The sequence below is a fragment of the Quadrisphaera sp. DSM 44207 genome, assembly GCF_900101335.1.
In the GTDB taxonomy this organism is placed as follows: domain Bacteria; phylum Actinomycetota; class Actinomycetes; order Actinomycetales; family Quadrisphaeraceae; genus DSM-44207.
Genome location: NZ_FNKA01000004.1, coordinates 205,251 through 229,808, shown reverse-complemented (window position 1 = coordinate 229,808; position 24,558 = coordinate 205,251). Strand labels below are relative to the sequence as shown.

Sequence of the window (24,558 nt, the reverse complement as noted above, 5' to 3'; positions counted from 1 at the left end):
GCACCGGGGTGGTTGACACCTCCACGATCACGGCGACACTGGTCCGGCCATGTCATCCCTCCCCGAGGCCCCGCTGCTGGCGGTGCTGCCGTGCGACCTGACGGCGGCGGGGCGCGCCCGCCGCCTGCTCGCCGAGGAGTGCCGCGCGGCCGGCGTCAGGGGCGACGCCGCGGACAGCGCCGAGCTGCTCGTCAGCGAGGTCGTCACCAACGCGGTCATCCACGGCCGCAGCGAGGTGCGCCTGAGCGTGTGCGCGAGCCCGCGGTGCCTGAGGGTCGAGGTCGGCGACGACAACTCCCGCCGCCCGCGCGTGCAGGAGCTCGACGCCGCCGCCCTCGACGGCCGCGGCCTCGCGATCGTCGACATGGTGGCCACGCGCTGGGGCGTGGCCGACGACGACCTCGGTAAGGTCGTCTGGTTCGAGCTCGCCGTCTGAGCCCCACCCCCGGGGCGCCGCCCGCCCTCGGCAGAATGGCCGGGTGCGGGTGCGGGGGGCGTGGCGCGCCTGGGCGGTGTGGGGCGCGGGCGTGGCCGCCTACGTCGTCGCGGTGCTGCAGCGCACGTCCTTCGGCGTGGCGGGCCTGGAGGCCGCGGAGCGCTTCGACGCCGGCGCCAGCGCGCTGTCGGCGTTCACGGTGCTGCAGCTGCTGGTCTACGCCGGGCTGCAGGTGCCCGCGGGCCTGGCGCTCGACCGGTTCGGCTCGCGGCGCCTGGTCACCACCGGGGCGCTCGTCATGGCGCTCGGGCAGCTCGTGCTGGCGCTCGGGGAGACCGTGCCCGTGGCCGTGCTGGGCCGGGTGCTGGTCGGCGCCGGCGACGCCCTGACCTTCGTCAGCGTCCTGCGCCTGGTGCCCGCGTGGTTCCCGCCCGCGCGGGCACCGATCGTCACCCAGATGACCGGGCTGGTGGGCCAGGCGGGCCAGGTGCTCTCCGCCGTCCCCCTCGTCGCCCTGCTCGGCGCGGCCGGCTGGACGGCGGCGTTCGGCGCCGCCGCAGCCCTCGGCGTCGTCGCGGCCGCGCTCGCGTGGGCGGTGCTGCGCGACGCGCCCGGCGTGCCCCTGCTCACGGGACCCCCGCTGTCCTGGCAGCGGGTGGGGGAGGACCTCGCCCGCTCGTGGCTGCACCCGGGCACCCGGCTGGGGCTGTGGTCGCACTTCTCCACCCAGTTCCCCGGCACGGTCTTCGCGCTGATGTGGGGCTTCCCGTTCCTCGTCTCCGCGCAGGGCCTGCCGCCCGCGCGGGCCAGCGCCCTGGTCACCCTGTTCGTGCTCGCGGGCCTGGTGTGCGGGCCCTTCCTCGGCGTCCTCGTCCAGCGCCACCCGCTGCGCCGCTCCTGGCTGGTGCTCACCATCGTCGCCGTCAACGCCACCGCGTGGACGGCGGTGCTGGCGTGGCCGGGCCGGGCGCCGCTGTGGCTGCTCGTGGTGCTCGTGCTGGCCCTGGCCACCGGCGGGCCCGGCTCGATGGTCGGCTTCGACTTCGCGCGCACCTTCAACCCGCAGGTGCGCCTGGGCACCGCCACGGGCATCGTCAACATCGGCGGGTTCGCCGCCTCGCTCGTCGTCGTGCTGGCCGTCGGCATCGTCCTCGACCTGACGGCCGACGGGCCCGGCGGGGCCTACGCCCTTGCGGACTTCCGCCTGGCCCTGGCCGTGCAGTACCCGGTGTGGGCGGTCGGCGTGGTCGGGATCCTGGTCACCCGCCGCCTCGTGCGCCGCCGCATGGCCGCCGAGGGCGTCGTCGTCCCGCCCGTGCGCGAGGTCCTCGCCCGCCTGCGCCAGGAGCGGCGCGCGGCGCGGGCGTCCCGCCGCTGAGCGGCGCGCCGGCGGCGGGTCAGGAGCGCTGCGGCCGCGCCCGGCCGGCGGTGGCGTCGGCGGTGGCGTCGGCCAGCAGGTCGCTCGGGCGCAGCCGGTACACGCGCAGGGCGAGGTCGTAGTACTTCTCGGTCTCGCCCACCCACTCCATGCCGAGGCGGCGCGCGATGTGCTCGGAGACCTCGTTGCCGGGACGGATGACGGCGAACAGCTCCGCGGCCGAGTGCGCGAAGGCCCACCGGGCCAGCGCCGCCGTCCCCTCGGTCGCGTAGCCCTCGCCCCAGTGCTCGGGGGCGACCTGCCAGGCGATCTCCAGGTCCTCGTCGTGCGGCGGCATGGTGCGCAGCACGAGGCTGCCGACGACGGCGCCGTCCTCGCGGCGCGCGAGCGCCCAGCGGCCGACGAACCGGTCGAGGTCGCCGCCCTCGCGCGCCTGCTCGGCGCGCCAGCGCTCCAGCAGCGCGCGCATGGCGCCGGCGTCGGGCACCGGCTCGGCCGCGGGCGCCAGCCACCGCGCCACGCGGGCGTCGCCGTAGACCGCCAGGGCCGCGGCCGCGTCCTCCGGCTCCCAGTCGCGCACCACGAGGCGGTCCGTCGTCACGAGGGTCGTCACCCGCACCACGGTAGCCCCGTCAGGTGTCGCGGCCGTGGACCGCAGGTGGCCGCGGCGTGCACCGCCGCGTGCACCGCGGCGTGCACCGCTGGCCGGGTGCGGCGCATGATCGGGGCGTGCGGTCCGTGGACGTCGCCCTCGTCGGCGCGGGCGGCGCGGGCCTGGCGGTGCTGCACCAGCTGGCGCGCGCCGCCCCGGCGGGCCGCCGCCTGCGCGTGGCGCTGGTGGACCCCCTCGACCGCCTCGCCGAGCGCCCCGCGGACCGCACCTGGTGCTCCTGGGACGACGCCGCCTCGCCCGCCGCCCGGGAGCTGGCCCCGGCGGTGCACCGGTCGTGGCGGGCGGTCTCGGTCGTGGACCCCGGCGGCGTCGAGCACGTGCTCGACCTGGGCCGCCTGCGCTACGCCATGGTGCGCAGCGAGGACTGGTACGGCCTCGTCGCCGACGCCGTCGCGGCCGCCGCCCGCCGCCGCGCCCTGGACGTCGTGCGGGTGCCGGCGCCGGCCGGGGCCGTCGTCGACGCGCAGGCGCGCGCGGTGGTCAGCACGGCCGTCGGCGCCGTCGCGGCGTCCTGGGTGCTGGACTCGCGGCCGGCCCCGCCCGCGCGGGCGGGCGCCACGGCGCTGCTGCAGCACTTCCGCGGCGTGCGCGTGCGCACGGGCGCGCCCGCGCTGGACCCGCAGCGGGCGGTCCTCATGGACCTCGCCGTCGCGCAGCCGCGCGTCGGCCTGGCCTTCGGGTACTGCCTGCCCAGCGACGAGCGCACCGCACTGGTGGAGCACACCGAGTTCTCCCCGGCCGTCCTCGACGACGCCGGGTACGAGGCGGCGCTGGGCGCGCTGCTCCCGCGCGCGCTGGGCGGCGCGCCGGTGGAGGCGGTCGAGCACGTCGAGCAGGGCGCGATCCCCATGACCGACGCCGCCTTCGCCCGCCGCGCCGGCCGGCGCGTGCTGCGGATCGGCACGGGCGGCGGCGCGGTGCGCCCGTCGACCGGCTACGCCTTCAGCGCTCTGCAGCGCTCGGCGCGCGCCGTCGCCGCGCAGGTGCTCGCCGGCCGCCCGGTGCTGCCCCCGCGCCCCTACCCCCGCCGCCACGCGTGGATGGACGCGCTGGTGCTGCGCGCCCTCGCCGACGGCTCCCTGGACGGGCCCTCGTTCTTCCCGCGCCTGTTCACGCGCAACCCGCCCGAGCGGGTGCTGCGCTTCCTCGACGGCACCACGGGGCCCGCCGCCGAGCTGGCGCTGATGGCCACCGCGCCGCGCGGGCCGATGCTGCGGGCGCTCGCGCGCGACGCCGCGTGGCGGGTCACGATGGGGCGGTGACGATCCCGCTGCCCGTGCGCGCCGTCCTGTTCGACGTCAACGAGACCCTGTCGGACACCTCCGCGCTGGCGGGCGCGTTCGAGGGGGTGGGGGCGCCGGGGCACCTGGCGCCCACGTGGTTCGCCGCGGTGCTGCGCGACGGGTTCGCGCTCACCCTCGCCGGCGCCAGCGCCCCGTTCGCGGACGTCGCCCGGGCGGTGGGGCGCACCGTGCTGGCGCAGGCGGTGGCGCCCGAGCGCCTGGACGACGCGGTGCAGCGCGTGGTCGCCGCCGTGGGCGAGCTGCCGCTGCACCCCGACGTGCCCGGCGGGCTGCGGGCCCTGGCCGGGCGCGGGCTGCGCCTGGCGACGCTGACGAACGGGGGCGCCGCGGTGCCGCGCCAGCTGCTGGCCGCCGCGGGCCTCGAGGGGGTGGTCGACCGCCTGCTGTCGGTGCAGGACGCCCCGGGCGGGGCGTGGAAGCCGGCGGCGTCCGCGTACCGGCACGCGCTCGGGCAGCTCGGGGTCGAGCCCGCGGACGCCGTCCTCGTCGCGGTCCACCCGTGGGACGTCGACGGGGCGCACCGGGCGGGCCTGCGCACGGTGTTCGTGGACCGCGCGGGCACCGGCCACCCCGCCGTCTTCGCCGCCCCGGACGCCGTCGTCTCCGGCGTCGACGAGCTGCCCGCGGTGCTGACCGCCCGGTGAGCCGGGGGAGGCCCTCGCCCGGCTCCGCCCGCCGGCGCGGCCGCCCCGGTGAGCGCGAGGAGGCCGCGCTGGGGCCGGTGGCGGGGCTGCGGCTGCTGGCCCCGCACCTGCGCCGCCACCGCACCGCCCTGGCCGCGGCGGTGCTGCTCTCCCTGCTCGGGGCCGTCACCGCGCTGGCGCAGCCCCTGCTCGTCGGCCGGGTGATCACCGCGGTGGAGCAGGGCACGGCCCTGGTGCCCGTGGTGACCGCGCTGGTGGCCGTGCTGCTGGCCGGCTCCCTGGTCGGCGCGGTGCAGCAGTACCTGCTGGAGCGCTCCGGGGAGGGCGTGGTGCTCAGCGTGCGCCGCAGCCTCGTCGAGCGGCTGCTGCGGCTGCGGGTCGCCGAGCACGACCGGGCCACCAGCGGCGACCTGCTCTCGCGCGTCGGCTCCGACACCACGCTGCTGCGCTCGGTGGTGACCTCCGGGCTGTTCGAGGTCGCCAGCCAGCTGCTCACCGGTCTCGGCGCGCTGGTCCTCATGGGCCTGATCGACGTCGTCCTGCTCGCCGTGACCCTGGTCGCGGTCGCCGTCGGCGCCACGGCCGGCGTGCTGGTCGGCTCCCGCCTCGGGGCGCTGGGCCTGCAGGCCCAGCGCCGGGTGGGGGACATGTCGGCCGCGGTCGGGCGGGCGCTGTCCGCGGTGCGCACCGTGCGCGCCTCCGGGGCCACCGAGCGCGAGACCGCCGCCGTGCTGCGCAGCGCCGCCGCCGCCCGCGACGCCGGGGTGCGCGCGGCGCGGGTGCGGGCGGCGATCTCCCCGATCGTCGGGATCGCGGTGCAGGGCGCGTTCATCGCCGTCCTCGGCACCGGCGGGTACCGGGTGGCCAGCGGCGCGCTGTCCGTCGCGGAGCTGGTCTCCTTCGTGCTGCTCCTCTTCGCCCTGGTCCTGCCCCTGGGGCAGCTGCTCGGCACGTACGCGACGCTGCAGACCGGCCTGGCGGCCCTGACCCGGGTGCAGGAGGTGCTGGTGCTGCCCGTCGAGGAGGACGACGCCCCGCCCGCACCCGCCGCCGCACGGGTCGCGCGGGGCGACGCGCCGCTGCTGGAGCTGGACCGCGTCGCCTTCGCCTACCCCGACGGCACGCGGGCGCTGGAGGAGGTCTCCTTCGCGGTGCCGCGCGGCACCCGCACCGCGCTGGTGGGGCCCTCGGGCGCGGGCAAGTCCACCGTGCTGGCCCTCGTCGAGCGCTTCCACGACGCCACCGCCGGCGCCGTGCGCCTCGACGGGGTCGACGTGCGCCACCTGCCCCGCGACGCCCTGCGCGCGCGGCTGGGCTACGTCGAGCAGGAGGCGCCCGTGCTCGCCGGCACGCTGCGCGAGAACCTGCTGCTGGCCGCTCCCGACGCGGCCGACGCCGAGGTGGCCGCCGTCCTGGCCGCCGTCGGGCTCACCGGCCTGGTCTCCCGCTCCCCGCAGGGCCTGGACGCCGCGGTCGGCGAGGGCGGGGTGCTGCTCTCCGGCGGGGAGCGCCAGCGCCTCGCGATCGCCCGCTCGCTGCTGGCGCGCCCCGAGCTGCTCCTGCTGGACGAGCCCACCGCCAGCCTCGACGCGCGCAACGAGCGGCTGCTGCGCGAGGCGCTGGTGCAGGCCTCCACCCGCAGCACCCTCGTCGTCGTCGCGCACCGGCTGTCCACCGTCGTCGACTCCGACCAGATCGTCGTCGTCGAGGCCGGGCGCTCGGTCGCCGCCGGCCGCCACGAGGAGCTGCTGGAGACCTCCCCGCTGTACCGGGAGCTGGCGGCCACGCAGCTGCTCGTCTGAGCGCGGCGGCTCGGCGCTCGCCCGTCGGCAGCCCCGTCAGCAGGCCCGTCGGCAGCCCCGTCAGCGCAGGCCGAGCTCGTCGGCGAGGGTCGCGTAGCCGACGAAGGCGACGACGTCGAGGAGGGTGTGCGCCACCACCAGCGGCATCACCCGCCGCACCCGCAGGTAGAACAGCGCGAACACCACGCCCATCACCGCGTTGCCGACGAAGGGCCCGTACCCCTGGTACAGGTGGTAGCTGCCGCGCAGCACCGAGCTGGCGACCACCACCGCGGGCACCGACCAGCCCAGGCGCTGCAGCCGCTCGAGCAGGTAGCCGACGACGACCACCTCCTCCAGCACGGCGTTGTGCGCGGCGGAGAGCAGCAGCACCGGCACGGTCCACCAGTGCGCGCCCAGGCCCGACGCGACGACCTCCGCGGTGATCCCGAGCGCCCGCCCGGCGAAGTACAGCGCCAGGCCGGGCAGCCCGATGACGGCGGCGAGGACGACGCCGGTGCCGAGGTCGCGCAGCGGGCGCCGCCCGTCGAACCCGATCCGCCGCAGCGCCGAGCGCCCGGGCTCGGCGAGCAGGAACAGCGCCAGGGCGACGGGCACGAGGTCGAAGGCGATCGTCAGCAGCTGGTACGTCAGGTCCAGGTAGGGGCGCTCGCTCTGCGAGGCGTTGAGCGTGGCCGTGGCAGCCGAGACCGGGCCCTGCGTCGCGATCGCGACGAGGCGCACCGCGGCGTAGACCGCCGACTGGCCGATGCTCAGGCCCAGGACGATGAGCACCTCGGCGCCGAGGCGGCGGCGGGCGGCGGGCTCCAGCGGCGCGGTGGGCGCGCTGGCCGGTCCTCGCACGGCGGTCACGCCGGGCGCTCCCGCTCCTGCGCCGTCCGCTCCTGCGCCGTCCGCTCCTTCACGGCCAGGCCGTCGCGCACGTGGGCCACCAGACCCGGCACGGCGGCCTCGACCTGGCGCAGCACCCGCTCGAAGTCCTTCTTCTTGCCGTAGAAGGGGTCGAGGACGTCGAGCTTGTCCTTCGCGACGGCTCCGGGGTCGAAGGAGCGCATGAGCCGGATCCGCCCGGGGTCGTCGTCCTCGCCGGCCCAGCCGCGCAGCACCTCCTCGTGGTTGCGCGCCATGGCGACGACGAGGTCCGTGCGGCGGATCGCCGAGCGGTCGAGCACCCGCGCCACGTGCGTGCTCGCGTCGTACCCGTGGCGCTCGAGCAGGGCGACCGCGCGCGAGTCGGCGGGATCGCCCATCACGCTCCACGGGTCCGTGCCGGCCGAGTCGACCTCGACGCGGTCGGCCAGGCCCTCGTGCTCGACCGCCGCGCGCACCACCGCCTCCGCGATCGGGGAGCGGCAGAGGTTCCCGGTGCACACGAACGTGACCCGGTACCGCTCCGCTCCCGTCGTCACAGGTGCCCGACCAGCCGCTCGGCGTAGCCGGTGTACCCGGCGGGGGTCAGCGCCAGCAGCCGCCGCTCGGCGTCGTCCGGCAGGCCCAGGCCCGTGACGAAGGCGCGCAGGCCCTCGGCGTCGACGCGCCGGCCGCGCGTGAGGTCCTTGAGGCGCTCGTAGGGGTTCGCCATCCCGGGCGCCCCCGCCACGGCCGCGGCCCGCATCACCGACTGCACCGCCTCCCCGAGGACCTCCCAGTTCGCGTCGAGGTCCGCGGCGAGCGCCGCCGGGTCGGCGTCCAGGCCCGCCAGGCCGCGGCGGGTGTTGTCGACGGCCAGGAGCGAGTGCCCGATCGCGGTGCCCGCGTTGCGCTGCATCGAGGAGTCGGACAGGTCCCGCTGCAGCCGGGAGGTGACGAGCGTGGCCGCCAGCACGTCGAGCAGGGCGGTGGAGACCTCGAGGTTCGCCTCGGCGTTCTCGAAGCGGATCGGGTTGACCTTGTGCGGCATGGTGCTCGACCCGACGCTGCCCTGGCCCCGCACCTGCACGAAGTAGCCGAGGGAGATGTAGGCCCAGGTGTCGGTGCACAGGTCGTGCAGCACCCGGTTGGCGCGCGCGAGGTCGCTGTAGAGCTCGGCCTGCCAGTCGTGCGGCTCGATCTGCGTGGTCAGCGGGTTCCACGTCAGCCCCAGGCCCTCGACGAAGGTGCGCGAGACCTCCTGCCAGTCGGTGCCGGGGACGGCGACCGCGTGGGCGGCGTAGGTGCCCGTGGCGCCGTTGAGCTTGCCCAGGTGCTCGGCCCCCTCGACCCGCCGCAGCTGCCGGTCCAGGCGCGCCGCGAAGACGGCGAGCTCCTTGCCGAGGGTGGTGGGGGTGGCCGGCTGCCCGTGCGTGCGGGCCAGCATCGGCAGGTGCGCGTGCTCGCGGGCCATGGCGACGAGGTCGGCGTGCAGCGCCCGCGCCGCGGGCAGCCACACCCGCTGCACGCCGCCGCGCAGCATGAGGGCGTGGGCGAGGTTGTTGACGTCCTCGCTGGTCAGGCAGAAGTGCACGAGCTCCGCGACGTCGGCCGTCGGCGTGCCGGCCAGGCGGCGGCGCAGGTAGTACTCCACCGCCTTGACGTCGTGCACCGTCTCGCGCTCGATCGCCGCCAGCTCCGCGACGTCGTCCGGGCCGAACCGCGCGACGAGGCCGCGCAGGCGCTGCACCTCCTCGGCGCCGAGGACCCGCGCGCCCGGCACGGCGCCCGTGGCGCACAGGTGCACGAGCCACTCGACCTCCACGCGCAGCCGCTCGCGGTTCAGGGCCGCCTCGGACAGGTGCTCGACCAGCGGCGCCACGACCGGCCGGTAGCGGCCGTCCAGGGGGCTCAGGGCCGCGCCGGCGTCGGCGAGCGGTGTCGAGGACGTCACCGGCCCATCGTCCCAGGTGCTCGTGCGTGCTCGTGCGCCCCGGCGCCGCTCCTCGCGCCTGCCGCGCCGCTTCGCGCGCGGGCAGGTGTCCGCACGCGGGGACGAGGTGTTCTCGCGCGCGGACCCTCACCGACCGTCAGGTTCCACCGCCGCTGCCTGTGGACGGCCGCGCCCGTCCACAGGGGACGGCCCGCGAACCTCCCCGCGCGTCAGGCTCGCCCGGCGAGCACACCCCCGCCCTCCGCCCCCTCCGCCCCGCACGACCCGCCGCTGCAGCAGCGGCCCGCCGCGGGAGCACCAGCGGGCGGTCACGGCAGCGGGTGCCCTCGGCGGGGCAGGACGGCGTCCCCGGCGCGCGCCGGGTCCAGCGGCACGGGCGAGAGCAGCACCGCCGGCCCGCGGTGCAGCCGCCCGGAGCCCAGGGGCTCGCAGCGCAGCCCGCCGCGCCCGCGCAGCGCCGCGTGGGCGCCGGGGGCGAGCACGCGGTCCATCCAGGCGCACGGGCTGGCCTGGCGGCGGCCCGCCAGCAGCACGGGCCCCGAGCCGCCGTCGAGCGCGAAGACCCGGCCGCGCAGCGGCTCCAGCTCGGCGCCGCGCAGGACGGCGTTGCGCCGGGCGAGCAGCGGGTCGAAGGGGCCGGTGCCCAGCTGCGCGGCCACGGCCTCCAGCGCCTCGACCGCGAGCAGCGTGACCGCGGCGTCCAGGTGCGCCGCCTTGCCGAAGAAGCGGTCGCCGACCAGGCCCTTGCCGGCGACGACCTCGGCGGTCTGCGGCTGCGGGTCCTCGCCCGTCAGCGGCCCGTCCTTGGGGCGCCCGAAGTAGCGGTGCACGGGCGAGACCAGCAGGTGCAGCACCTCGACGTCGTAGCGGTGCACCAGCGGCTCGGGCGCCGCCGCCAGGCCGGGCGCCGCCGTCCGGGAGGCGCTCACCGGGGCAGGGTCCGGCGCGCGGCCAGGGCGCTGCGCGCGGTCGCGAGGGTGCCGCTCCAGCGCGGGCGCCGGTCCGGCAGGCACCGCAGCGGCACCTCCGCCACGCGCCAGCCCGCGCCCGCGGCGGCGGCGAGCGCGGTCAGCCCGGTCTGCGCGCCCCGCGCCGACCCGGGGGCGCGGCCGGCGCCCAGCGACGCCAGCGCCTCGCGCCGTCCCGCCCAGGCCGGGACGGCGGGGTCCGGCAGGGCGGTGCCCGTGCGCTGCCGCAGCCGGGCGCCGGCCAGGGCCCGCAGCACCCGGGCCCCGGGGGGCCGGGTGCCGGGACGGCGGTGGCCGAGCACGAGGTCGACGCTGCCGCGCACGACCGGCTCGGCGACCAGGGGCAGCTGCTGCGGGTCCACGCCGGAGCCCGGGTCGAAGTGCACGACGACGGGCGCCGGCGGGGCGCAGGCCCACGTCGCCTGGACCTCGGGGCGGTTCTCCACAGCGATCACGCTACGGCGCGCGACGGTGCTCGCCGCCACGGCCCGCGGGCTGCGCCACGACCCGCCCACAGCACCGGCGGGGCGCCACGCCGTCCACAGCGGCCGCGCGCGGCGAGGTCGGTCGGGGCCGCGCTGCCTAGCGTCGGCCCGGGCGACCGCCGGGGCGCCCGGGACGCGGGATCGGGGACGGCGTGGAGCACGGGACGACGGGTGCGCAGGTGGCGGCGGCGCGGGAGGCGGCGGAGCGGTCGCGCGCCGTGGCGGCGACGCTGCGCGCCGTGGCGCAGCTGCCCTGGCACGGCCCGGCGGCGGACGCGGCCCGCGGGCGCGTCGAGCAGCTGGCGGTGGAGGTGGCGGCCGTGGCGGCGTCCCTGGAGGCGACCGAGCCCCTCCTGCGGGCGCACGTGCTGCGAGCGGCGGCCCGCGCCACGGCGGCGGCCGCGGCCGTGGGGGCGGGAGCGGCTGCGGCCGCGGTGGGGCGGTGACGGCGGGCGCGGGCGGCGCAGGGGCGGACGCCCCCGCGGCGCCGACGCCGGCCCCGGCGCTGCAGGTGCGCGGGGGCGTGGGCGGCACCGCCGCGGAGCTCGACCGCCTCGAGGTGCTCGCCAGGACGCTCGCCTGCTGCTCGCGCGACCTGCTGGACGTCGGTGCGGCGGTCGCCGGCCTCGCCGGCGCGCCGGTGCGGCTGGGCACCGCCGTGCTCGACCCGGCGGGCGCGGCCGACGTCGGGGCCGCCCTGGCGCCGGCGCTCGGCCGGCGCGGGGCCCTGGCCGCGGCGGCCGAGGCGGCCGTGCTCTCCGGGTCCGTGATGGCCGCCGTGGCGGCGTACCGGTCGGTGGACGCCGCGACCGCGGCCGTCTGGGCCGGGCTGCGCGGCGCCCTCGCCGACGCGGCCCTGACGCTCCTGCTGCCGCCGCCCCTGCGGCTGCTGCCCGCGCCGTCGCTGCCGCCCGCCCTGCCGCCGCCCGCCCTGCCGGGGCTGGCCGCGGCGGCGGGCAGGGCGCTGCGCCCGCACCTGGCGCCCGACGAGCCGGAGCCGGCCTCGCCGGCGCAGCCGGGCGCGAGCCCTCCGACCCTCGGGTGGACCGACGTGGTCGTCGTCCTCGGCCGCAGGGCGCTGGCGGCGGTGCGCCTGCCGGAGGTGCACCTGCCGGAGGTGCACCTGCCGGAGGTGCTGCCGCCCGCCGTCGCGCAGGAGGCCGTGGCCCTCGTCGCCGCCGCGGTCCCCTCGCCCTCGGGCGCGCCCGCCGGGAGCAGCGCGGGGGAGGTGGCGTCGCTGCTCGTCGCGGCAGGCGCGGGCGCGGGCCTGCTCGGCGGTACCCGCACCGCGGTGTCCCCGGCGGGAACGGCAGTGGTGCGCCCGCCCCGGGGCGCCGCGGAGCTGCTGCGCCGCGTCGACGCCCTCAGCCCCGCCCGCGGCGGCCCCGCCGGCCGGGTGCGGGTCGAGCGCCTGCGGCGCGCCGGGCGGCCGGCGGGCGCCGTCGTCTACGTGCCCGGCACCCAGGACTGGAGCCTGCACGGCTCGGTGCCCATGGACGGCGGCACCAACGTGCGCTCGGTCGCCGGCGGGCGCACCGCCGCCACGGACGCCGTCGTGCGGGCCCTGCGGGCGGCGGGGGTGCGGCGCGGGGAGCCCGTGATGCTCGTCGGCCACAGCCAGGGCGGCATGTCCGTGGCGCTGCTGGCCGCCGATCCCGCCTTCCGGGCCGAGTTCGAGCCCGTCGCCGTGCTCACGGCCGGGTCGCCGGTCGCGGGCGCGGCCGTGCCGCGCGACGTCGCGGTGCTCTCCCTCGAGCACGCGGACGACGTCGTCCCCGCGCTCGAGGGCGCCTCGAACCCCGACACCGCGACGTGGACGACGGTGCGGGCGGACACCGCGGGCCCGGCGCACGCGGCGTCCGGGTACGCGGCCACGGGCGCCCTCGTCGACGCCAGCGACCACCCCTCGCTCGTGGCCTGGCGGCACGCCGCCGCCCCCTTCCTCGACGGCGCGCCGGAGGCCGGCGGCCCGGGCGGGGCGACGAGCGCGGTGGCGACCGAGTGGGTCGCGCGGCGGGTGCCGTGACGCGGGCGGGCCCGCGCGGGCGGCGTCCGGGGCGCTCAGGAGCGGCGGGCGCGCACGGGGGTGTCGGCGAGGGTGTCCATGTCCTCCAGGGAGCGGCCCTTGGTCTCGCGCACGGCGCGCAGCACGAAGACGAAGGACAGGGCCGCGAGCACGGTGTACAGCCCGTAGGCGTACGGCAGCCCGAGCCCGGCCAGCGACGGGAAGCTCGTGGAGATGGCGAAGTTGGCGACCCACTGCGCGGCGGCGGCCACGGCGAGCGCCGCGGCGCGGATGCGGTTGGGGAACATCTCCCCGAGCAGCACCCACACCACCGGGCCCCAGGTGGCGCCGAAGGCGACGATGAAGGCGTTGGCGCCGACCAGGGCGACCAGGCCCCACGGCTCGGGCAGGCTGATCTCCTCCCCGGACCCGGTGGCCTGCGTGAAGGCCACCGTCATCACGGCCAGCGAGGCCGCCATGCCCAGGGAGCCGGCCAGCAGCATGGGGCGGCGCCCCACGCGGTCGACGATGGCGATGGCGACGAGGGTGATGAGCACGTTCGTCACGGCGGTGATGACGGAGAAGGTCGCGGCCTCGCTCTCGCTGAAGCCGACCGAGGCCCACAGCGACGTGGAGTAGTAGAAGATCACGTTGATGCCGACGGCCTGCTGGAAGACCGACAGCAGGATGCCGACCCACACCACCGGCAGCAGGCCGAGGGCCGGGCCGCGCAGGTCGCGCAGCGACGGGTCGTGCTCGCGGCGCAGGCTGGAGGCGATGTCGGCGACCTTGCGGCGCACGGCGTCGCGGTCGCGCAGCCCGAGGACGTCGCGCAGCACCGTGCCGGCCCGCTCCTCCTCGCCCTTGGCCACGAGGTAGCGCGGGGACTCGGGCACGGCGAGGGCGAGGGCGCCCCACACCACGGCCGGGAGCACGCCGACGAGGAACATCCACCGCCACGCCTCCAGGCCCAGCCAGGTCTCCTCGGCCGCGCCGCCGGCGACGGTCGCGATCCACGCGTCCGACAGCAGCGCGGCGAGGATGCCGACGGTGATGGCGAGCTGCTGCAGCGAGCCCAGGCGCCCGCGCACGTGGCTCGGCGCGACCTCGGCGATGTACGCCGGGGCGATCACGGAGGCGGCGCCGATGCCGAGGCCGCCGACGACGCGCCAGAGGATGAGGTCCCACACGGCGAAGGCGAAGCCGGAGCCGATCGCGCTGACCGCGAAGACGACCGCGGCCAGCACCATGACCCGGATGCGCCCGTAGCGGTCCGACAGCGGGCCGGCGAACCAGGCGCCCACCGCCGCGCCGAGCAGGGCGCAGGAGACCGCGAACCCGCTCAGCAGGGGCGAGAGGGAGAACTGGCCGGTGATGGCGTCGACCGCGCCGTTGATGACGGAGCTGTCGAAGCCGAAGAGGAAGCCGCCCACGGCGGCGACCACGGAGATGGCGACGGCCTTGCGCGTGGTGCGCTCGTCGCCCGCGTCGAGCCCGGCCGCGGTCGCCGGACCGGTGTTGTCCGCTGCCATGCGACCATCCTGCTCCGCCGCGCCCGGGTGCGCGCGGGCGCGCCTACGCTGGCCGCCCATGGCCGCCCGCCCGACCGCCGCCCCGCCGTCCACCTCGCCGCGCCTGCGCGAGGCGCTCGCGGCGCTGCCCGGCTACCGGCCCGGGCGCCCGGCGCCCACGGGCCCGGACGGCGCCTCCTACAAGATCTCCTCGAACGAGAACCCGTACCCGCCGCTGCCCGCGGTGCTCGAGGTGGTGCAGGCGGCGGCCGCCCAGCTCAACCGCTACCCGGACCTGACGTCCGCGGACCTCGTCGACGCCCTGGCGCGCGCCCTCGACGTCCCGCGCGAGCACGTCGTCGTCGGCCCCGGCAGCGTGGCCGTCCTCGGGCAGGTGCTGCAGGCGGTGTGCGGCCCGGGCGACGAGGTGGTCCACGCCTGGCGGTCCTTCGAGGCCTACCCGATCGTCGTGGCGCTGTCGGGGGGCACGGCGGTGGGGGTGCCCCTGGGCGCCGGCGGCCGCCACGACCTGCGCGCGATGGCGGACGCCGTCACCGAGCGCACCCGCCTGGTCATCGTCTGCTCGCCCAACAACCCGACCGGCCCCGCCGTGGGTGCCGATGAGCTCGAGGAGCTGCTCGACCGCGTGCCCGACGACGTCCTCGTGCTGCTCGACGAGGCGTACGCGGAGTTCGTGCGCGACCCCGCGGCGGCCGACGGCCTGCGCGCCTACCGCCACCGCCCGAACCTCGCCGTCCTGCGCACGTTCTCCAAGGCGTACGGCCTCGCGGGGCTGCGCGTGGGCTACGCCGTCGCGCACCCGCCGGTGGCCGAGGCGCTGCGCAAGACGGCGGTGCCGTTCGGGGTCTCCTCGATCGCCTCGCTGGCCGCCGTCGCCTCCCTCGCCGTGCGGGAGGAGCTGATGGCCCGCGTGGCGGCCCTCGTCGCAGAGCGCGAGCGGGTGGCCGGCGCCCTCGCCGCCCAGGGGTGGGCGCTGCCCCGCTCGGAGGCGAACTTCCTGTGGCTGCCGCTGGGGGAGGGCGCCGAGGCCTTCGCCGCCGCCTGCGAGGCCGCCGGCCTGTCGGTGCGGCCGTTCCCCGGGGAGGGCGTGCGCGCCACGGTCGCCGAGCCGCAGGCGGGGGACCGGCTGCTCGGGGTCGCCGCCCGGTGGCGGGCCGAACACGCCTCGTGACGGAGCGCTGACCGGCTGCTGATCGGCCCCTGACCTGCGCGGGAGCCCGCGCGCTCCGACGGAGGGACGCTCCTCGACGCGTGGGCTACGGTTGCGTAGGGTTCGGTGCCCCGCACCGCCGGCGGCACCCACCCCGCCGCCCTCCCGTCGTCCGAAGGAGCTCGCGTGGTCCGGAGCGGCTCGCCCTCGCCCGGGGCGCTCGACGCCGCGCCGGCACCCGGTGCGGAGCCGATGGTCCAGCTGCTGACGCCGGAGGGCGAGCGGGTGGACGACGACGCGCACGCCTCGCTGGTCGCGCACCTGGGCGCCGAGCAGCTGCGCGGGCGCTACCGCGACATGGCCGTGGTGCGCCGCTTCGACACCGAGGCGACGTCCCTGCAGCGCCAGGGCGAGCTGGCCCTGTGGGCCAGCTGCTCGGGCCAGGAGGCGGCGCAGGTCGGCGCCGGGCGCGCGCTGCGCCCGCAGGACCACGTCTTCCCGACCTACCGCGAGCACGGGGTCGCCTGGACGCGCGGCCTGGACCCGGTCACGCTGCTGCAGCTGTACCGCGGCACCACGCACGGCGGCTGGGACCCGGCCGACGCGAACGGCTTCCACCTCTACACCCTCGTCATCGGCGCGCAGACCCTGCACGCCACCGGCTACGCGATGGGCGTGCAGCGCGACGGCGCGGTCGGCACGGGCGACCCCGAGCGCGACACCGCCGTCCTGGCCTGCTTCGGGGACGGCGCCAGCGCGCAGGGGGAGGTCAACGAGGCGTTCGTGTGGGCCGGGGTCTTCAACGCGCCCGTCGTCTTCTTCTGCCAGAACAACCAGTTCGCGATCTCCGAGCCCAACGAGCGGCAGATGCGCGCCCCCCTGCACCAGCGGGCGGCCGGGTTCGGCTTCCCCGGCGTGCGCGTGGACGGCAACGACGTCCTCGCCGTCGAGGCCGTGGTGCGCGCCGCCGCCGAGCGCGCCCGCTCGGGGGAGGGCCCCACGCTCGTCGAGGCCTACACCTACCGGATGGCCGCGCACACCACCTCGGACGACACCACGCGCTACCGCAGCTCCGCGGAGGAGGAGGTCTGGCGCGCCCGCGACCCCCTCGCCCGCCTCGAGGCGCACCTGCGCGCCACCGGCGGCGCGGACGACGCCTTCTTCGCCGCCGTGCGCGCGGAGGCGGACGCGCTCGGGGAGCGGGTGCGCCGCGGCTGCCGCGCCCTGGCCGACCCGGAGCCGGCGTCGATGTTCGAGCACGTCTACGCCGAGCAGCACCCGCTCGTCGACGAGGAGCGCGCCTGGCTGGAGCAGTGGCTGGACGAGGACGGCGAGGAGGCGCGATGAGCAGGCAGGCCACCCGCACCGCCCGCCCGGGCGCACCGTCGCGCGGGCGCTCGGCGGTGCAGACCCTCACGCTGGCGCGGGCGGTCGGCGCGGCGCTGCGCCGCTCGATGGAGGACGACCGCCGCGTCGTCCTCCTGGGCGAGGACATCGGGCGCCTCGGCGGGGTCTTCCGCGTCACCGACGGCCTGCAGAAGGACTTCGGCGAGGACCGCGTCGTCGACACCCCGCTCTCGGAGGCCGGGATCGTCGGCACCGCCATCGGGATGGCCATGCGCGGCTACCGGCCGGTGTGCGAGATCCAGTTCGACGGCTTCATCTACCCCGCCTACAGCGAGATCGTCACCCAGCTGGCGAAGATCGGGGCCCGCTCGGCGGGGGCCACGCGCCTGCCGGTGGTGCTGCGGGTGCCCTACGGCGGCGGCATCGGCGCCGTCGAGCACCACAGCGAGTCGCCGGAGGCGTACTTCGCGCACACCGCCGGCCTGCGCGTGGTCACGCCCGCCACCCCGCAGGACGCGTACTGGATGGTGCGCCAGGCGATCGCCAGCCCCGACCCGGTGATGCTGTTCGAGCCCAAGCGCCGCTACTGGGACAAGGGCGAGGTCGACCCCGACGCTCCCGCGCCCCCGCTGCACCGCGCGCGCGTGGCCCGGGCCGGCCACCAGGTGACCGTGGTCGGCTACGGGCCGACCGTGCGGGTGGCCCTGGACGCCGCGGCCGCCGCGGAGGAGGAGGGCACGAGCATCGAGGTCGTCGACCTGCGCAGCGTCTCCCCCCTCGACGTCGACACCGTGCAGGCCTCGGTGCTGCGCACCGGCCGGCTCGTCGTCGTCCACGAGGCGCCGACCTTCCTGGGCCTGGGCGCCGAGCTCGCGGCGCGCATCACCGAGCGCTGCTTCTACGCGCTCGAGGCCCCGGTGCTGCGGGTGGGCGGCTTCGCCGTCCCGTACCCGGCGGCGCGGATCGAGGAGCACTACCTGCCGGACGTCGACCGCGTGCTGGACGCGGTCGACCGCTCGCTGGCGTACTGAGCCGGCGCGCACAGCCGCCCCGCTGAGGGCTCGAGGAGGGACAGCGCGGTGGCGCAGACGCAGCAGTTCGCCCTGCCGGACGTCGGGGAGGGCCTGACGGAGGCCGAGGTCGTCCGCTGGCTCGTGCAGGTCGGCGACGCCGTGGAGGTCAACGCCCCCGTCGTGGAGGTCGAGACCGCGAAGTCGGTGGTGGAGCTGCCGTCGCCGTGGGCGGGGGTGGTGCAGGAGCTGCTGGTCTCCGAGGGGCGCACGGTGGACGTCGGCACGCCGCTGATCGCCGTGTCCGTGCCCGAGGAGGGCGACCTGCCCACCACGGACGAGGCGGCGGCCGCGCAGGCGCAGGCGGCGCCGTCCGCGGAGCCCGCCGAGGTCGCGCCGTCCGCGCAGGCCGGCCTCGAGGCCTCGCCCGAGCAGGCCGAGGGCGCCCGCTCCTCGGTGCTGGTCGGGTACGGGCCGCGCACGGGCGGGCCGCTGCGCCGGCGCCGGGGCGCCGCTGCCGCTGCCGCCGCCGCCCGGCAGGCCGCCGCTCCTCCGCCCGCCGCGCCCGCCCCGGCCGGCGCGCCGGCGTCCGCGTCGGCTCCGGCGCCCGAGCCCGCCGCGGCCGCGCCGTCCCCCGCACCGTCCCCCGGGTCGTCCCCCGCGCCGGAGGCGCCCGAGAGCGCGCCCCCGCAGGCCACGGGCGTGGCCGCCGGCATCTCCCGCGTGCTCGCCAAGCCGCCCGTGCGCGCCCTCGCGCGCACCCTCGGGGTGGACCTCGGCTCCGTGCGCGGCACCGGCACGGGCGGCACCGTCACCCGCGAGGACCTGCTCGAGCACGCCCCCGACGCCCAGACCGTGCGCGAGGGCCGCGAGACCCGGGTGCCGGTCCGGGGCGTGCGCAAGGCCACCGCGCAGCAGATGGTCGCCAGCGCCTTCACCGCGCCGCAGGCCACGGCGTTCGTCACGGTCGACGTCACGCGCACGATGAAGCTGCTCGACCGCCTGCGCGAGGACCGCGAGTTCGCCGGCGTGCACCTCTCGCCGCTGCTCGTGCTCGCCCGCGCGATCTGCCTGGCCGTCGGCCGCAACCCCGGCATCAACGCCAGCTGGGACGAGGACGCCCAGGAGATCGTGCTCAAGCACTACGTCAACCTCGGCATCGCGGTCGCCACGCGCCGCGGCCTGCTCGTGCCGAACGTCAAGGACGCCGGCGACCTGGCGCTGCTGGACCTGGCCACCGCCCTCACGCAGCTGGTGCGCACCGCGCGCGACGGGCGCAGCACCCCCGCCGACCTGACCGGCGGCACGATCTCGATCACCAACATCGGGGTCTTCGGCGTGGACACCGGCACCCCGATCCTCAACCCCGGCGAGGCCGCGATCGTGTGCGTGGGCGCGGTGCGGCAGCGGCCGTGGGTGCACAAGGGCCGGGTGCGCCCGCGCTGGGTCGCCGAGCTGTCGGTCTCCTTCGACCACCGGCTCGTCGACGGCGACCTGGGCTCCCGCTTCCTCGCCGACGTGGCCGCCGTCCTCGAGCGCCCGGACCGCGCCCTCCTCTGGGCCTGAGGCGCGCACCGCTCAGGAGGGGGCGGCCGTCGCGGCGATCCAGCGCAGCGCGGCCAGGTAGCCCTCCACGCCCATCCCGGCGACCACCGCGGACGCCACCGGCGAGACGTAGGAGTGGCGCCGGAACTCCTCGCGCGCGTGCACGTTCGACAGGTGCACCTCCACGAGCGGGCCGGTCAGCATCGCGCACGCGTCGCGCAGCGCCACGGAGGTGTGCGTCCACCCGGCGGGGTTGAGCACGACCGCGGCGCCCGCGTCGGCCGCCTCGTGCAGCCAGCCGATCATCTGCGCCTCGGCGTCGGTCTGCCGCGCCAGCAGCCCCAGCCCCAGCTGCTGCGCGGTGGCGCGGCAGGACTCCTCGAGCTCGGCCAGCGTCATCGTCCCGTACAGCTGCGGCTCGCGCCGCCCCAGGCGGGAGAGGTTGGGCCCGTTGAGCAGGTGCACGTCCACGGCGGCCTAGGCTGCCACGCATGCGGGTGCACGTGCTGCAGGTCGGCTACGGCGACGACGAGCCCGTCCCGGCGCGCCGCGAGCGCGTCGCCGCCCTGGTCGCCGCGCAGCGCGGCGCGGACCTGGTCGTCCTGCCCGAGCTGTGGGCGCCCGGCGGGTTCGCCTACCGGCACTGGCCCGAGCGCGCCGAGCCCGTCGACGGGCCCACGCTGCGCGCTCTCGCGGACGCCGCGCGCGCCGCCGGCGCCGTCGTCCACGGCGGCTCGATCGTCGAGCGCGCTGCGCCCGGGGAGCCCTCCGGCCCCGACGGCCGCGGCCTGTGGAACACCTCCCTCGTCCTCGGCCCGGACGGCGCCCTGCTCGCCACCTACCGCAAGGTGCACCGCTTCGGCTTCGGCGCGGGCGAGCCGCTGCTCCTGGAGGCGGGCGAGGACGTCGTCACCGCGCGCCTGCCCGCGCCGTCCGGGGACGTCACGACCGGGCTGGCGACCTGCTACGACCTGCGCTTCCCCGAGCTGTTCCGCGCCCTCGTCGACCGCGGCGCGCAGCTGGTGCTCGTGCCGGCGGCGTGGCCGGCCGCGCGGGTGGAGCAGTGGAGCCTGCTGGCGCGGGCCCGCGCGGTGGAGGACCAGGTGGTCCTGGTCGCCGCGAACACCGCGGGCACCCACGCCGGGCACCGCATGGGCGGGCGCAGCGCCGTCGTCGACGCGCGCGGCCGCGTGCTCGCCGAGGCCGGGGACGACGAGCAGGTCCTCGCCGTCGACGTCGACCTCGCCGACGCGGCGCGCTGGCGCGAGGAGTTCCCCGTGCTCGCCGACCGCCGCCTCCCGGCGCCGCCCGTGGCGCGACCTGTCGCGCAGGTCACCGCGCGCTGAGCCCCCGCCGTCGGGGCGCGCGCCTACCCTGGGAGGGTGAGCAGCGCGCCGCCCCTGGCCGCCCCGGCACCGCTCCCCCCCGCCGCGCGCGAGCGGGGTCCGGGCGCGGCGCGGCTCGCCCTGCTCCTCGCCGTCCCGGCCCTGCTCGTCGCCCTGCTGAGCAGCCTGCTGGCCACCGGCGGCGCCGCGCCGCGCGACCTCGGCGACCCGGGCGCCGCCGTCCGCTGGGGCCTGCCCGTGGTGCTCGGCCTGCGCGACCTGTCCGTCTCGGTCGTGCTCGGCGCCCTGCTGCTGCTCGCGGTGGCGCTGTCCCCGGGCACCCCGGCGTGGGCGCGCGCCGCCCGGGTGGCCTCGGCCTGCGCCGTCGCGTGGGTGCTCGCCTCGGTCGCCGCGCTGGTGCTCAGCTACGCGGACGTCTCCGGCCGCCCCCTGACCGCGCCCGGCTTCGGCGGCGAGCTCGGCTTCTACGTCGCCGAGGTCGAGCCCGGCCGCCTGCTCGGGCTCGCCGTCGCCCTCGCGGTGCTCGCGGCCACGCTGCCGGCGGTGGGCACCGCCACGCCCACCGCGGCCGCGTGGGGCGCCGGCCTGACCGCGGCGGCGCTGGTGCCGCTGGCGCTGGCCGGGCACGGCAGCGGCGACGGCGGCCACCGCACGGCGGTGACCGCCTGGTGGCTGCACGGGGTCGGGGTGGGCGCCTGGGTCGGCGGCCTCGTGGCGCTGGCGCTGGTGGGCGGCCTGCTCGGCCCGCAGCTGTCCGCGGTGGCCCGCCGCTACTCCGCGCTCGCGCTCGGCGCGTTCGTGCTCGTCGTCGTCTCCGGGCTCGCCAACGGCTGGGTGCAGCTGGGCTCGCTCGGGGCCCTCGCCAGCCCGTACGGCGCCCTGCTGCTCGTCAAGGCGCTCGCCACCGCCGGGCTCGGCGTCGCCGGGTGGCTGCACCGCCGCCGCGCCCTGGGCGCGCTCGACGCCGGGCGGGCCCGCTCCTTCTGGCGCCTCGTGGCCGGCGAGGTCCTCGTCATGGCCGCGACGACCGGCGTCGCCGTGGCGCTGGCCCGCACCGGCCCCCCGCTGCCGGGCGGGGCGGTCGAGGCCGCGACCCCGGCGGAGGTCGCCACCGGCGAGCCCCTGCCGCCGCTGCCCCTGACGCCGGCCCGCTTCGTCACCGAGGCGCGCCCGGACCTGCTCTGGCTGCTCGTCGTCGCGGCCCTGCTCGCCGGCTACCTGGCGGGGGTGGCGCGGCTGCGCCGGCGGGGGGACGGCTGGCCGCTCGGGCGCACCCTCAGCTGGGTCGCCGGCTGCGCCGTCCTGGCATGGGTGACGTCGGTCGGGCCGACCGCGTACGCCGAGGTCCTCTTCAGCGCCCACATGGTCGCCCACATGGTCCTGACCATGGTCGTGCCGCCGCTGCTCGTCGTCGGCGCGCCGGTCACGCTGGCCGTGCGCGCGCTGCCGCGCCGCACCGACGGCACCCGGGGGCCGCGCGAGTGGCTGCTCACCGCGGTGCACTCCCGCTACGCGCGGTTCCTCTCGCACCCGGTCGTCGCGGCGGTCGTCTTCGCCGGCAGCCTCGTCGCCTTCTACTACACGCCGCTGTTCGGCCTGGCCCTGAGCACGCACCTGGGCCACGAGCTGATGCAGGTGCACTTCCTCGCCTCCGGCTACCTGTTCGCCAACGCGCTCGTCGGCGTCGACCCGGGGCCCTCCCGCCCGCCGTACCCGCTGCGGCTGCTGCTGCTGCTCGCGACCATGGCGTTCCACGCCTTCTTCGGCGTCGCGCTGCTGACCAGCGAGGACCTCCTGCAGGCGACGTGGTTCTCCTCCCTGGGCACGGGCGTCGACGCGCTCGCCGACCAGCGCACCGGCGGCGGCATCGCGTGGAGCATCGGCGAGCTGCCCACCCTCCTGCTCGCGGTCGTGCTGGCCGCCCAGTGGGCGCGCAGCGACACCCGCGAGGCTCGCCGCCGCGACCGGGCCGCCGGCCGGGACGACGACGCGGACCTGACGCGCTACAACGCGATGCTCGCCGGCATCGCCCAGCGCGACCGCGAGCAGGACCACGCGCACCACCGCACCCCCGGAGGACCCCGATGACCAGCCCGGCCACCGCCCGCCGCGCGCGGGTGCGGGCCCCGCAGCTGTCCGGGCGGCGCTGGCTCGGCACGGGCGGGCGCGACCTGGACCTCGCGGCCCTGCGCGGGAAGGTCGTGCTGCTCGACTTCTGGACCAGCTGCTGCGTGAACTGCCTGCACGTGCTCGACGAGCTGCGCCCGCTGGAGGAGGAGTTCTCCGACGTCCTCGTCGTCGTCGGGGTGCACTCGCCGAAGTTCGCCCACGAGGGCACGCCCCAGGCCGTCGACGCCGCGGTGCAGCGCTACGACGTGCGCCACCCCGTCCTCGACGACCCGCAGCTGGTCACCTGGCAGGCCTACGCCGCCCGCGCCTGGCCGACCCTCGTCGTCGTCGACCCCGAGGGGTACGTCGTCGCGTCCCTGTCGGGGGAGGGCCACGCGCACGGGCTCGCGGTGCTGATCAGGGAGCTCGTCGCCGAGCACGGGGCGAAGGGCGCGCTGCGCTCGGGCACCGGCCCGTACACCCCGCCACCGGCGCCCACCAGCGCGCTGAGCTTCCCGGGCGCCGTCCTGGCCCTGCCCGCGCAGGCCGGCGGGGGCCTGCTCGTCTCCGACACCGCCCACCACCAGCTCGTGCTCCTCGAGGACGACCTGGAGACCGAGCGGTACCGCATCGGCACCGGGCAGCGGGGCCTGGCCGACGGCGGCCCGCGGCGGGCGCGCTTCGCCGAGCCGGCCGGGCTCGCGCTGCTGCCGCCGGACGTCGCGGCGCGCGTCGGCTGGGACGTCGCCGTCGCCGACAGCGCCGCCCACGCCGTGCGCGGGGTGCGCCTGGCCGACGGCGCGGTCGTCACCGTCGCCGGCACGGGCGAGCAGCTGCGCCGGCGCGAGGGCGGTGGCCCCGCCCTGGCGCAGGAGCTGTCGACGCCGATGGCCGTGGCGTGGTTCGACGGGCAGCTGGTGATCGCCATGGCGGGGGTGCACCAGCTGTGGGCGCTCGACCCGGCCGCCGACCCCGCCGGCGGCGTCGTGCGCGTGCTCGCCGGCACCACCGCCGAGGGGCTGCGCGACGGCGCCGCCGAGCAGGCGTGGTTCGCGCAGACCTCCGGGCTCGCCGTCGCGAGCGGGCCCGACGGCGAGGTGCTGTGGCTCGCGGACGCCGAGACCTCGGCCCTGCGCCACCTGCGCCGAGACCCGAGCCGTGATCGTGCGCTCCCCGACCGCTCGGTGCCGCTCGTCGAGGACGAGCGGATGGCCAACGTGCTCCCGATCGCGCTGCCCGGCTACGAGGTGGGCACCGCCGTCGGCACCGGCCTGTTCGACTTCGGCTTCCGCGACGGCGACGCCGCGCAGGCGCTGCTGCAGCACCCGCTCGGCGTGGCGGTGCTGCCCGACGGGTCGGTGGCGGTCGCCGACACCTACAACGGCGCCGTGCGCCGCTACGACCCCGCGATGGGCTCGGTGGGCACGCTGGCGCGCGACCTCGCCGAGCCCGCGGCGCTGCTCGTCGAGGACGGCGGCGCGACGCTCGTCGTGGTCGAGTCCGCCGCCCACCGCCTCGTGCGCCTGCCCGTGCCGGCCGCCGCCCAGCGCGTGGACGGCGCGGCGCAGCAGGTGCGCCGCCCGCCCACGCAGGTCGCGCCCGGTCCGGTGGCCCTGCGCGTCGCGTTCACCCCGCCGACGGGGCAGGAGCTCGACGACCGGTGGGGCGACCCCACGCGGCTGGTCGTCTCGGCGTCCCCGCCGGAGCTGCTCGTCGCCGGCGCCGGCGACGCGACGGGCCTCGTGCGCGACCTGGTGGTCTCCGGCGACGTCCCCGAGGGCGTGCTGCACGTGTCCGTGCAGGCCGCCGCGTGCGACGGCGACCCGCAGACGGGCGAGGTGCCCGAGCACGCCGCGTGCCACCTGTACCAGCAGGACTGGGGCATCCCGGTGCGCACGTCCCCGGACGGCGCCAGCACCCTCGACCTGGACCTGCGCGGCGTCTGAGCGCGCACGTCCTGATCGCTCTTTCCGCCGGAAGTGCGACGCCAGGGACCCTCCACACCGCACGTCTGGCGGAAC

The 24,558-nt window shown here is 78.3% G+C and carries 22 protein-coding genes; 14 read left to right on the top strand and 8 right to left on the bottom strand.

The genetic code is table 11. The features are described 5' to 3' along the window. Positions 1-49: 49 nt before the first annotated feature. On the top strand, positions 50-436 hold the full coding sequence (locus BLS82_RS15055; RefSeq protein ID WP_092867467.1) for an ATP-binding protein: 387 nt from the start codon (positions 50-52) through the stop codon (positions 434-436). Positions 437-479: 43 nt separating this feature from the next. Continuing rightward, a complete protein-coding gene (locus tag BLS82_RS15050; RefSeq protein ID WP_218123983.1) occupies positions 480-1,814 on the top strand; it encodes an MFS transporter in 1,335 nt (444 codons plus the stop codon). Positions 1,815-1,833: 19 nt separating this feature from the next. On the opposite strand, the gene BLS82_RS15045 is transcribed toward BLS82_RS15050, so the two are convergent. After that, positions 1,834-2,427 carry a GNAT family N-acetyltransferase gene (locus BLS82_RS15045; protein WP_092867552.1) on the bottom strand — a complete coding sequence of 198 codons (594 nt, stop codon included), beginning with the start codon at positions 2,425-2,427 and terminating at the stop codon, positions 1,834-1,836. Positions 2,428-2,543: 116 nt separating this feature from the next. On the opposite strand from BLS82_RS15045, the gene BLS82_RS15040 reads away from it, so the two are divergent. Genes BLS82_RS15040 through BLS82_RS15030 form a run of 3 tightly spaced genes read left to right on the top strand, consistent with a single transcriptional unit; the run spans position 2,544 to position 6,237 of the window. Continuing rightward, positions 2,544-3,749, top strand: a complete 1,206-nt coding sequence (locus tag BLS82_RS15040; protein WP_092867465.1) for a lycopene cyclase family protein — start codon at positions 2,544-2,546, stop codon at positions 3,747-3,749. Beyond that, positions 3,746-4,435 (top strand): haloacid dehalogenase type II, encoded by a 690-nt coding sequence (locus BLS82_RS15035; RefSeq protein ID WP_218123982.1) that lies wholly within the window; start codon positions 3,746-3,748, stop codon positions 4,433-4,435. The genes BLS82_RS15040 and BLS82_RS15035 overlap by 4 nt, the downstream gene beginning before the upstream one ends. After that, a complete protein-coding gene (locus BLS82_RS15030) occupies positions 4,432-6,237 on the top strand; it encodes an ABC transporter ATP-binding protein (RefSeq protein WP_218123981.1) in 1,806 nt (601 codons plus the stop codon). Before BLS82_RS15035 ends, BLS82_RS15030 begins: the two co-directional genes overlap by 4 nt. Positions 6,238-6,297: 60 nt before the next feature. On the opposite strand, the gene BLS82_RS15025 is transcribed toward BLS82_RS15030, so the two are convergent. The 5 genes from BLS82_RS15025 to BLS82_RS15005 all read right to left on the bottom strand — a co-directional run bounded on the left by BLS82_RS15025 (position 6,298) and on the right by BLS82_RS15005 (position 10,454). Beyond that, on the bottom strand, positions 6,298-7,089 hold the full coding sequence (locus BLS82_RS15025; RefSeq protein ID WP_255378380.1) for a CPBP family intramembrane glutamic endopeptidase: 792 nt from the start codon (positions 7,087-7,089) through the stop codon (positions 6,298-6,300). Next, positions 7,086-7,646 (bottom strand): low molecular weight protein-tyrosine-phosphatase, encoded by a 561-nt coding sequence (locus BLS82_RS15020; RefSeq protein WP_092867463.1) that lies wholly within the window; start codon positions 7,644-7,646, stop codon positions 7,086-7,088. Before BLS82_RS15020 ends, BLS82_RS15025 begins: the two co-directional genes overlap by 4 nt. Next, positions 7,643-9,040: an adenylosuccinate lyase gene (purB, locus tag BLS82_RS15015; protein ID WP_092867461.1), complete on the bottom strand. Its 1,398-nt coding sequence runs from the start codon at positions 9,038-9,040 to the stop codon at positions 7,643-7,645. The genes BLS82_RS15020 and purB overlap by 4 nt, the downstream gene beginning before the upstream one ends. Before the next feature lie 308 nt (positions 9,041-9,348). Continuing rightward, positions 9,349-9,969 carry a molybdenum cofactor biosysynthesis protein gene (locus BLS82_RS15010; protein ID WP_255378379.1) on the bottom strand — a complete coding sequence of 207 codons (621 nt, stop codon included), beginning with the start codon at positions 9,967-9,969 and terminating at the stop codon, positions 9,349-9,351. After that, positions 9,966-10,454: a hypothetical protein gene (locus tag BLS82_RS15005; RefSeq protein ID WP_143028881.1), complete on the bottom strand. Its 489-nt coding sequence runs from the start codon at positions 10,452-10,454 to the stop codon at positions 9,966-9,968. Before BLS82_RS15005 ends, BLS82_RS15010 begins: the two co-directional genes overlap by 4 nt. A 191-nt stretch (positions 10,455-10,645) precedes the next feature. Here BLS82_RS15005 and BLS82_RS15000 point away from each other — a divergent pair, with 191 nt between their 5' ends. Continuing rightward, entirely contained in the window at positions 10,646-10,939 is a 294-nt protein-coding gene (locus BLS82_RS15000; protein WP_143028880.1) for a hypothetical protein, read from the top strand. Continuing rightward, positions 10,936-12,519, top strand: a complete 1,584-nt coding sequence (locus tag BLS82_RS15890) for an alpha/beta hydrolase family protein (RefSeq protein WP_176819135.1) — start codon at positions 10,936-10,938, stop codon at positions 12,517-12,519. The genes BLS82_RS15000 and BLS82_RS15890 overlap by 4 nt, the downstream gene beginning before the upstream one ends. A gap of 35 nt (positions 12,520-12,554) precedes the next feature. Here the strand turns inward: BLS82_RS15890 and BLS82_RS14990 are convergent, their stop codons facing one another. Next, a complete protein-coding gene (locus tag BLS82_RS14990; RefSeq protein ID WP_092867455.1) occupies positions 12,555-14,030 on the bottom strand; it encodes a sugar porter family MFS transporter in 1,476 nt (491 codons plus the stop codon). A gap of 58 nt (positions 14,031-14,088) precedes the next feature. On the opposite strand from BLS82_RS14990, the gene BLS82_RS14985 reads away from it, so the two are divergent. The 4 genes from BLS82_RS14985 to BLS82_RS14970 all read left to right on the top strand — a co-directional run bounded on the left by BLS82_RS14985 (position 14,089) and on the right by BLS82_RS14970 (position 19,103). Then, the gene (locus BLS82_RS14985) at positions 14,089-15,201 is read left to right on the top strand and encodes a histidinol-phosphate transaminase (protein ID WP_092867453.1); all 1,113 of its coding nucleotides are present in this window, start codon (positions 14,089-14,091) and stop codon (positions 15,199-15,201) included. Between the two features lie 165 nt (positions 15,202-15,366). Then, positions 15,367-16,527 carry a pyruvate dehydrogenase (acetyl-transferring) E1 component subunit alpha gene (gene pdhA / locus BLS82_RS14980; protein WP_255378378.1) on the top strand — a complete coding sequence of 387 codons (1,161 nt, stop codon included), beginning with the start codon at positions 15,367-15,369 and terminating at the stop codon, positions 16,525-16,527. Next, positions 16,524-17,558, top strand: a complete 1,035-nt coding sequence (locus tag BLS82_RS14975; RefSeq protein WP_092867450.1) for an alpha-ketoacid dehydrogenase subunit beta — start codon at positions 16,524-16,526, stop codon at positions 17,556-17,558. The genes pdhA and BLS82_RS14975 overlap by 4 nt, the downstream gene beginning before the upstream one ends. A 48-nt stretch (positions 17,559-17,606) precedes the next feature. After that, positions 17,607-19,103: a dihydrolipoamide acetyltransferase family protein gene (locus BLS82_RS14970; protein WP_092867448.1), complete on the top strand. Its 1,497-nt coding sequence runs from the start codon at positions 17,607-17,609 to the stop codon at positions 19,101-19,103. A 12-nt stretch (positions 19,104-19,115) separates the two neighbouring features. On the opposite strand, the gene aroQ is transcribed toward BLS82_RS14970, so the two are convergent. After that, positions 19,116-19,553, bottom strand: coding sequence for a type II 3-dehydroquinate dehydratase (aroQ, locus tag BLS82_RS14965; RefSeq protein WP_092867446.1), 438 nt, complete (start codon positions 19,551-19,553; stop codon positions 19,116-19,118). Between the two features lie 20 nt (positions 19,554-19,573). Between aroQ and BLS82_RS14960 the strand changes: the two genes are divergently transcribed. Genes BLS82_RS14960 through BLS82_RS14950 form a run of 3 tightly spaced genes read left to right on the top strand, consistent with a single transcriptional unit; the run spans position 19,574 to position 24,483 of the window. After that, positions 19,574-20,428: a nitrilase-related carbon-nitrogen hydrolase gene (locus BLS82_RS14960; RefSeq protein ID WP_092867444.1), complete on the top strand. Its 855-nt coding sequence runs from the start codon at positions 19,574-19,576 to the stop codon at positions 20,426-20,428. 36 nt (positions 20,429-20,464) lie between these two features. Further along, complete coding sequence (locus BLS82_RS14955) at positions 20,465-22,516, top strand: bifunctional copper resistance protein CopD/cytochrome c oxidase assembly protein (protein ID WP_218123980.1); 2,052 nt, start codon at positions 20,465-20,467, stop codon at positions 22,514-22,516. Further along, positions 22,513-24,483 carry an NHL domain-containing thioredoxin family protein gene (locus BLS82_RS14950; protein WP_092867442.1) on the top strand — a complete coding sequence of 657 codons (1,971 nt, stop codon included), beginning with the start codon at positions 22,513-22,515 and terminating at the stop codon, positions 24,481-24,483. Before BLS82_RS14955 ends, BLS82_RS14950 begins: the two co-directional genes overlap by 4 nt. Positions 24,484-24,558 lie beyond the last annotated feature (75 nt).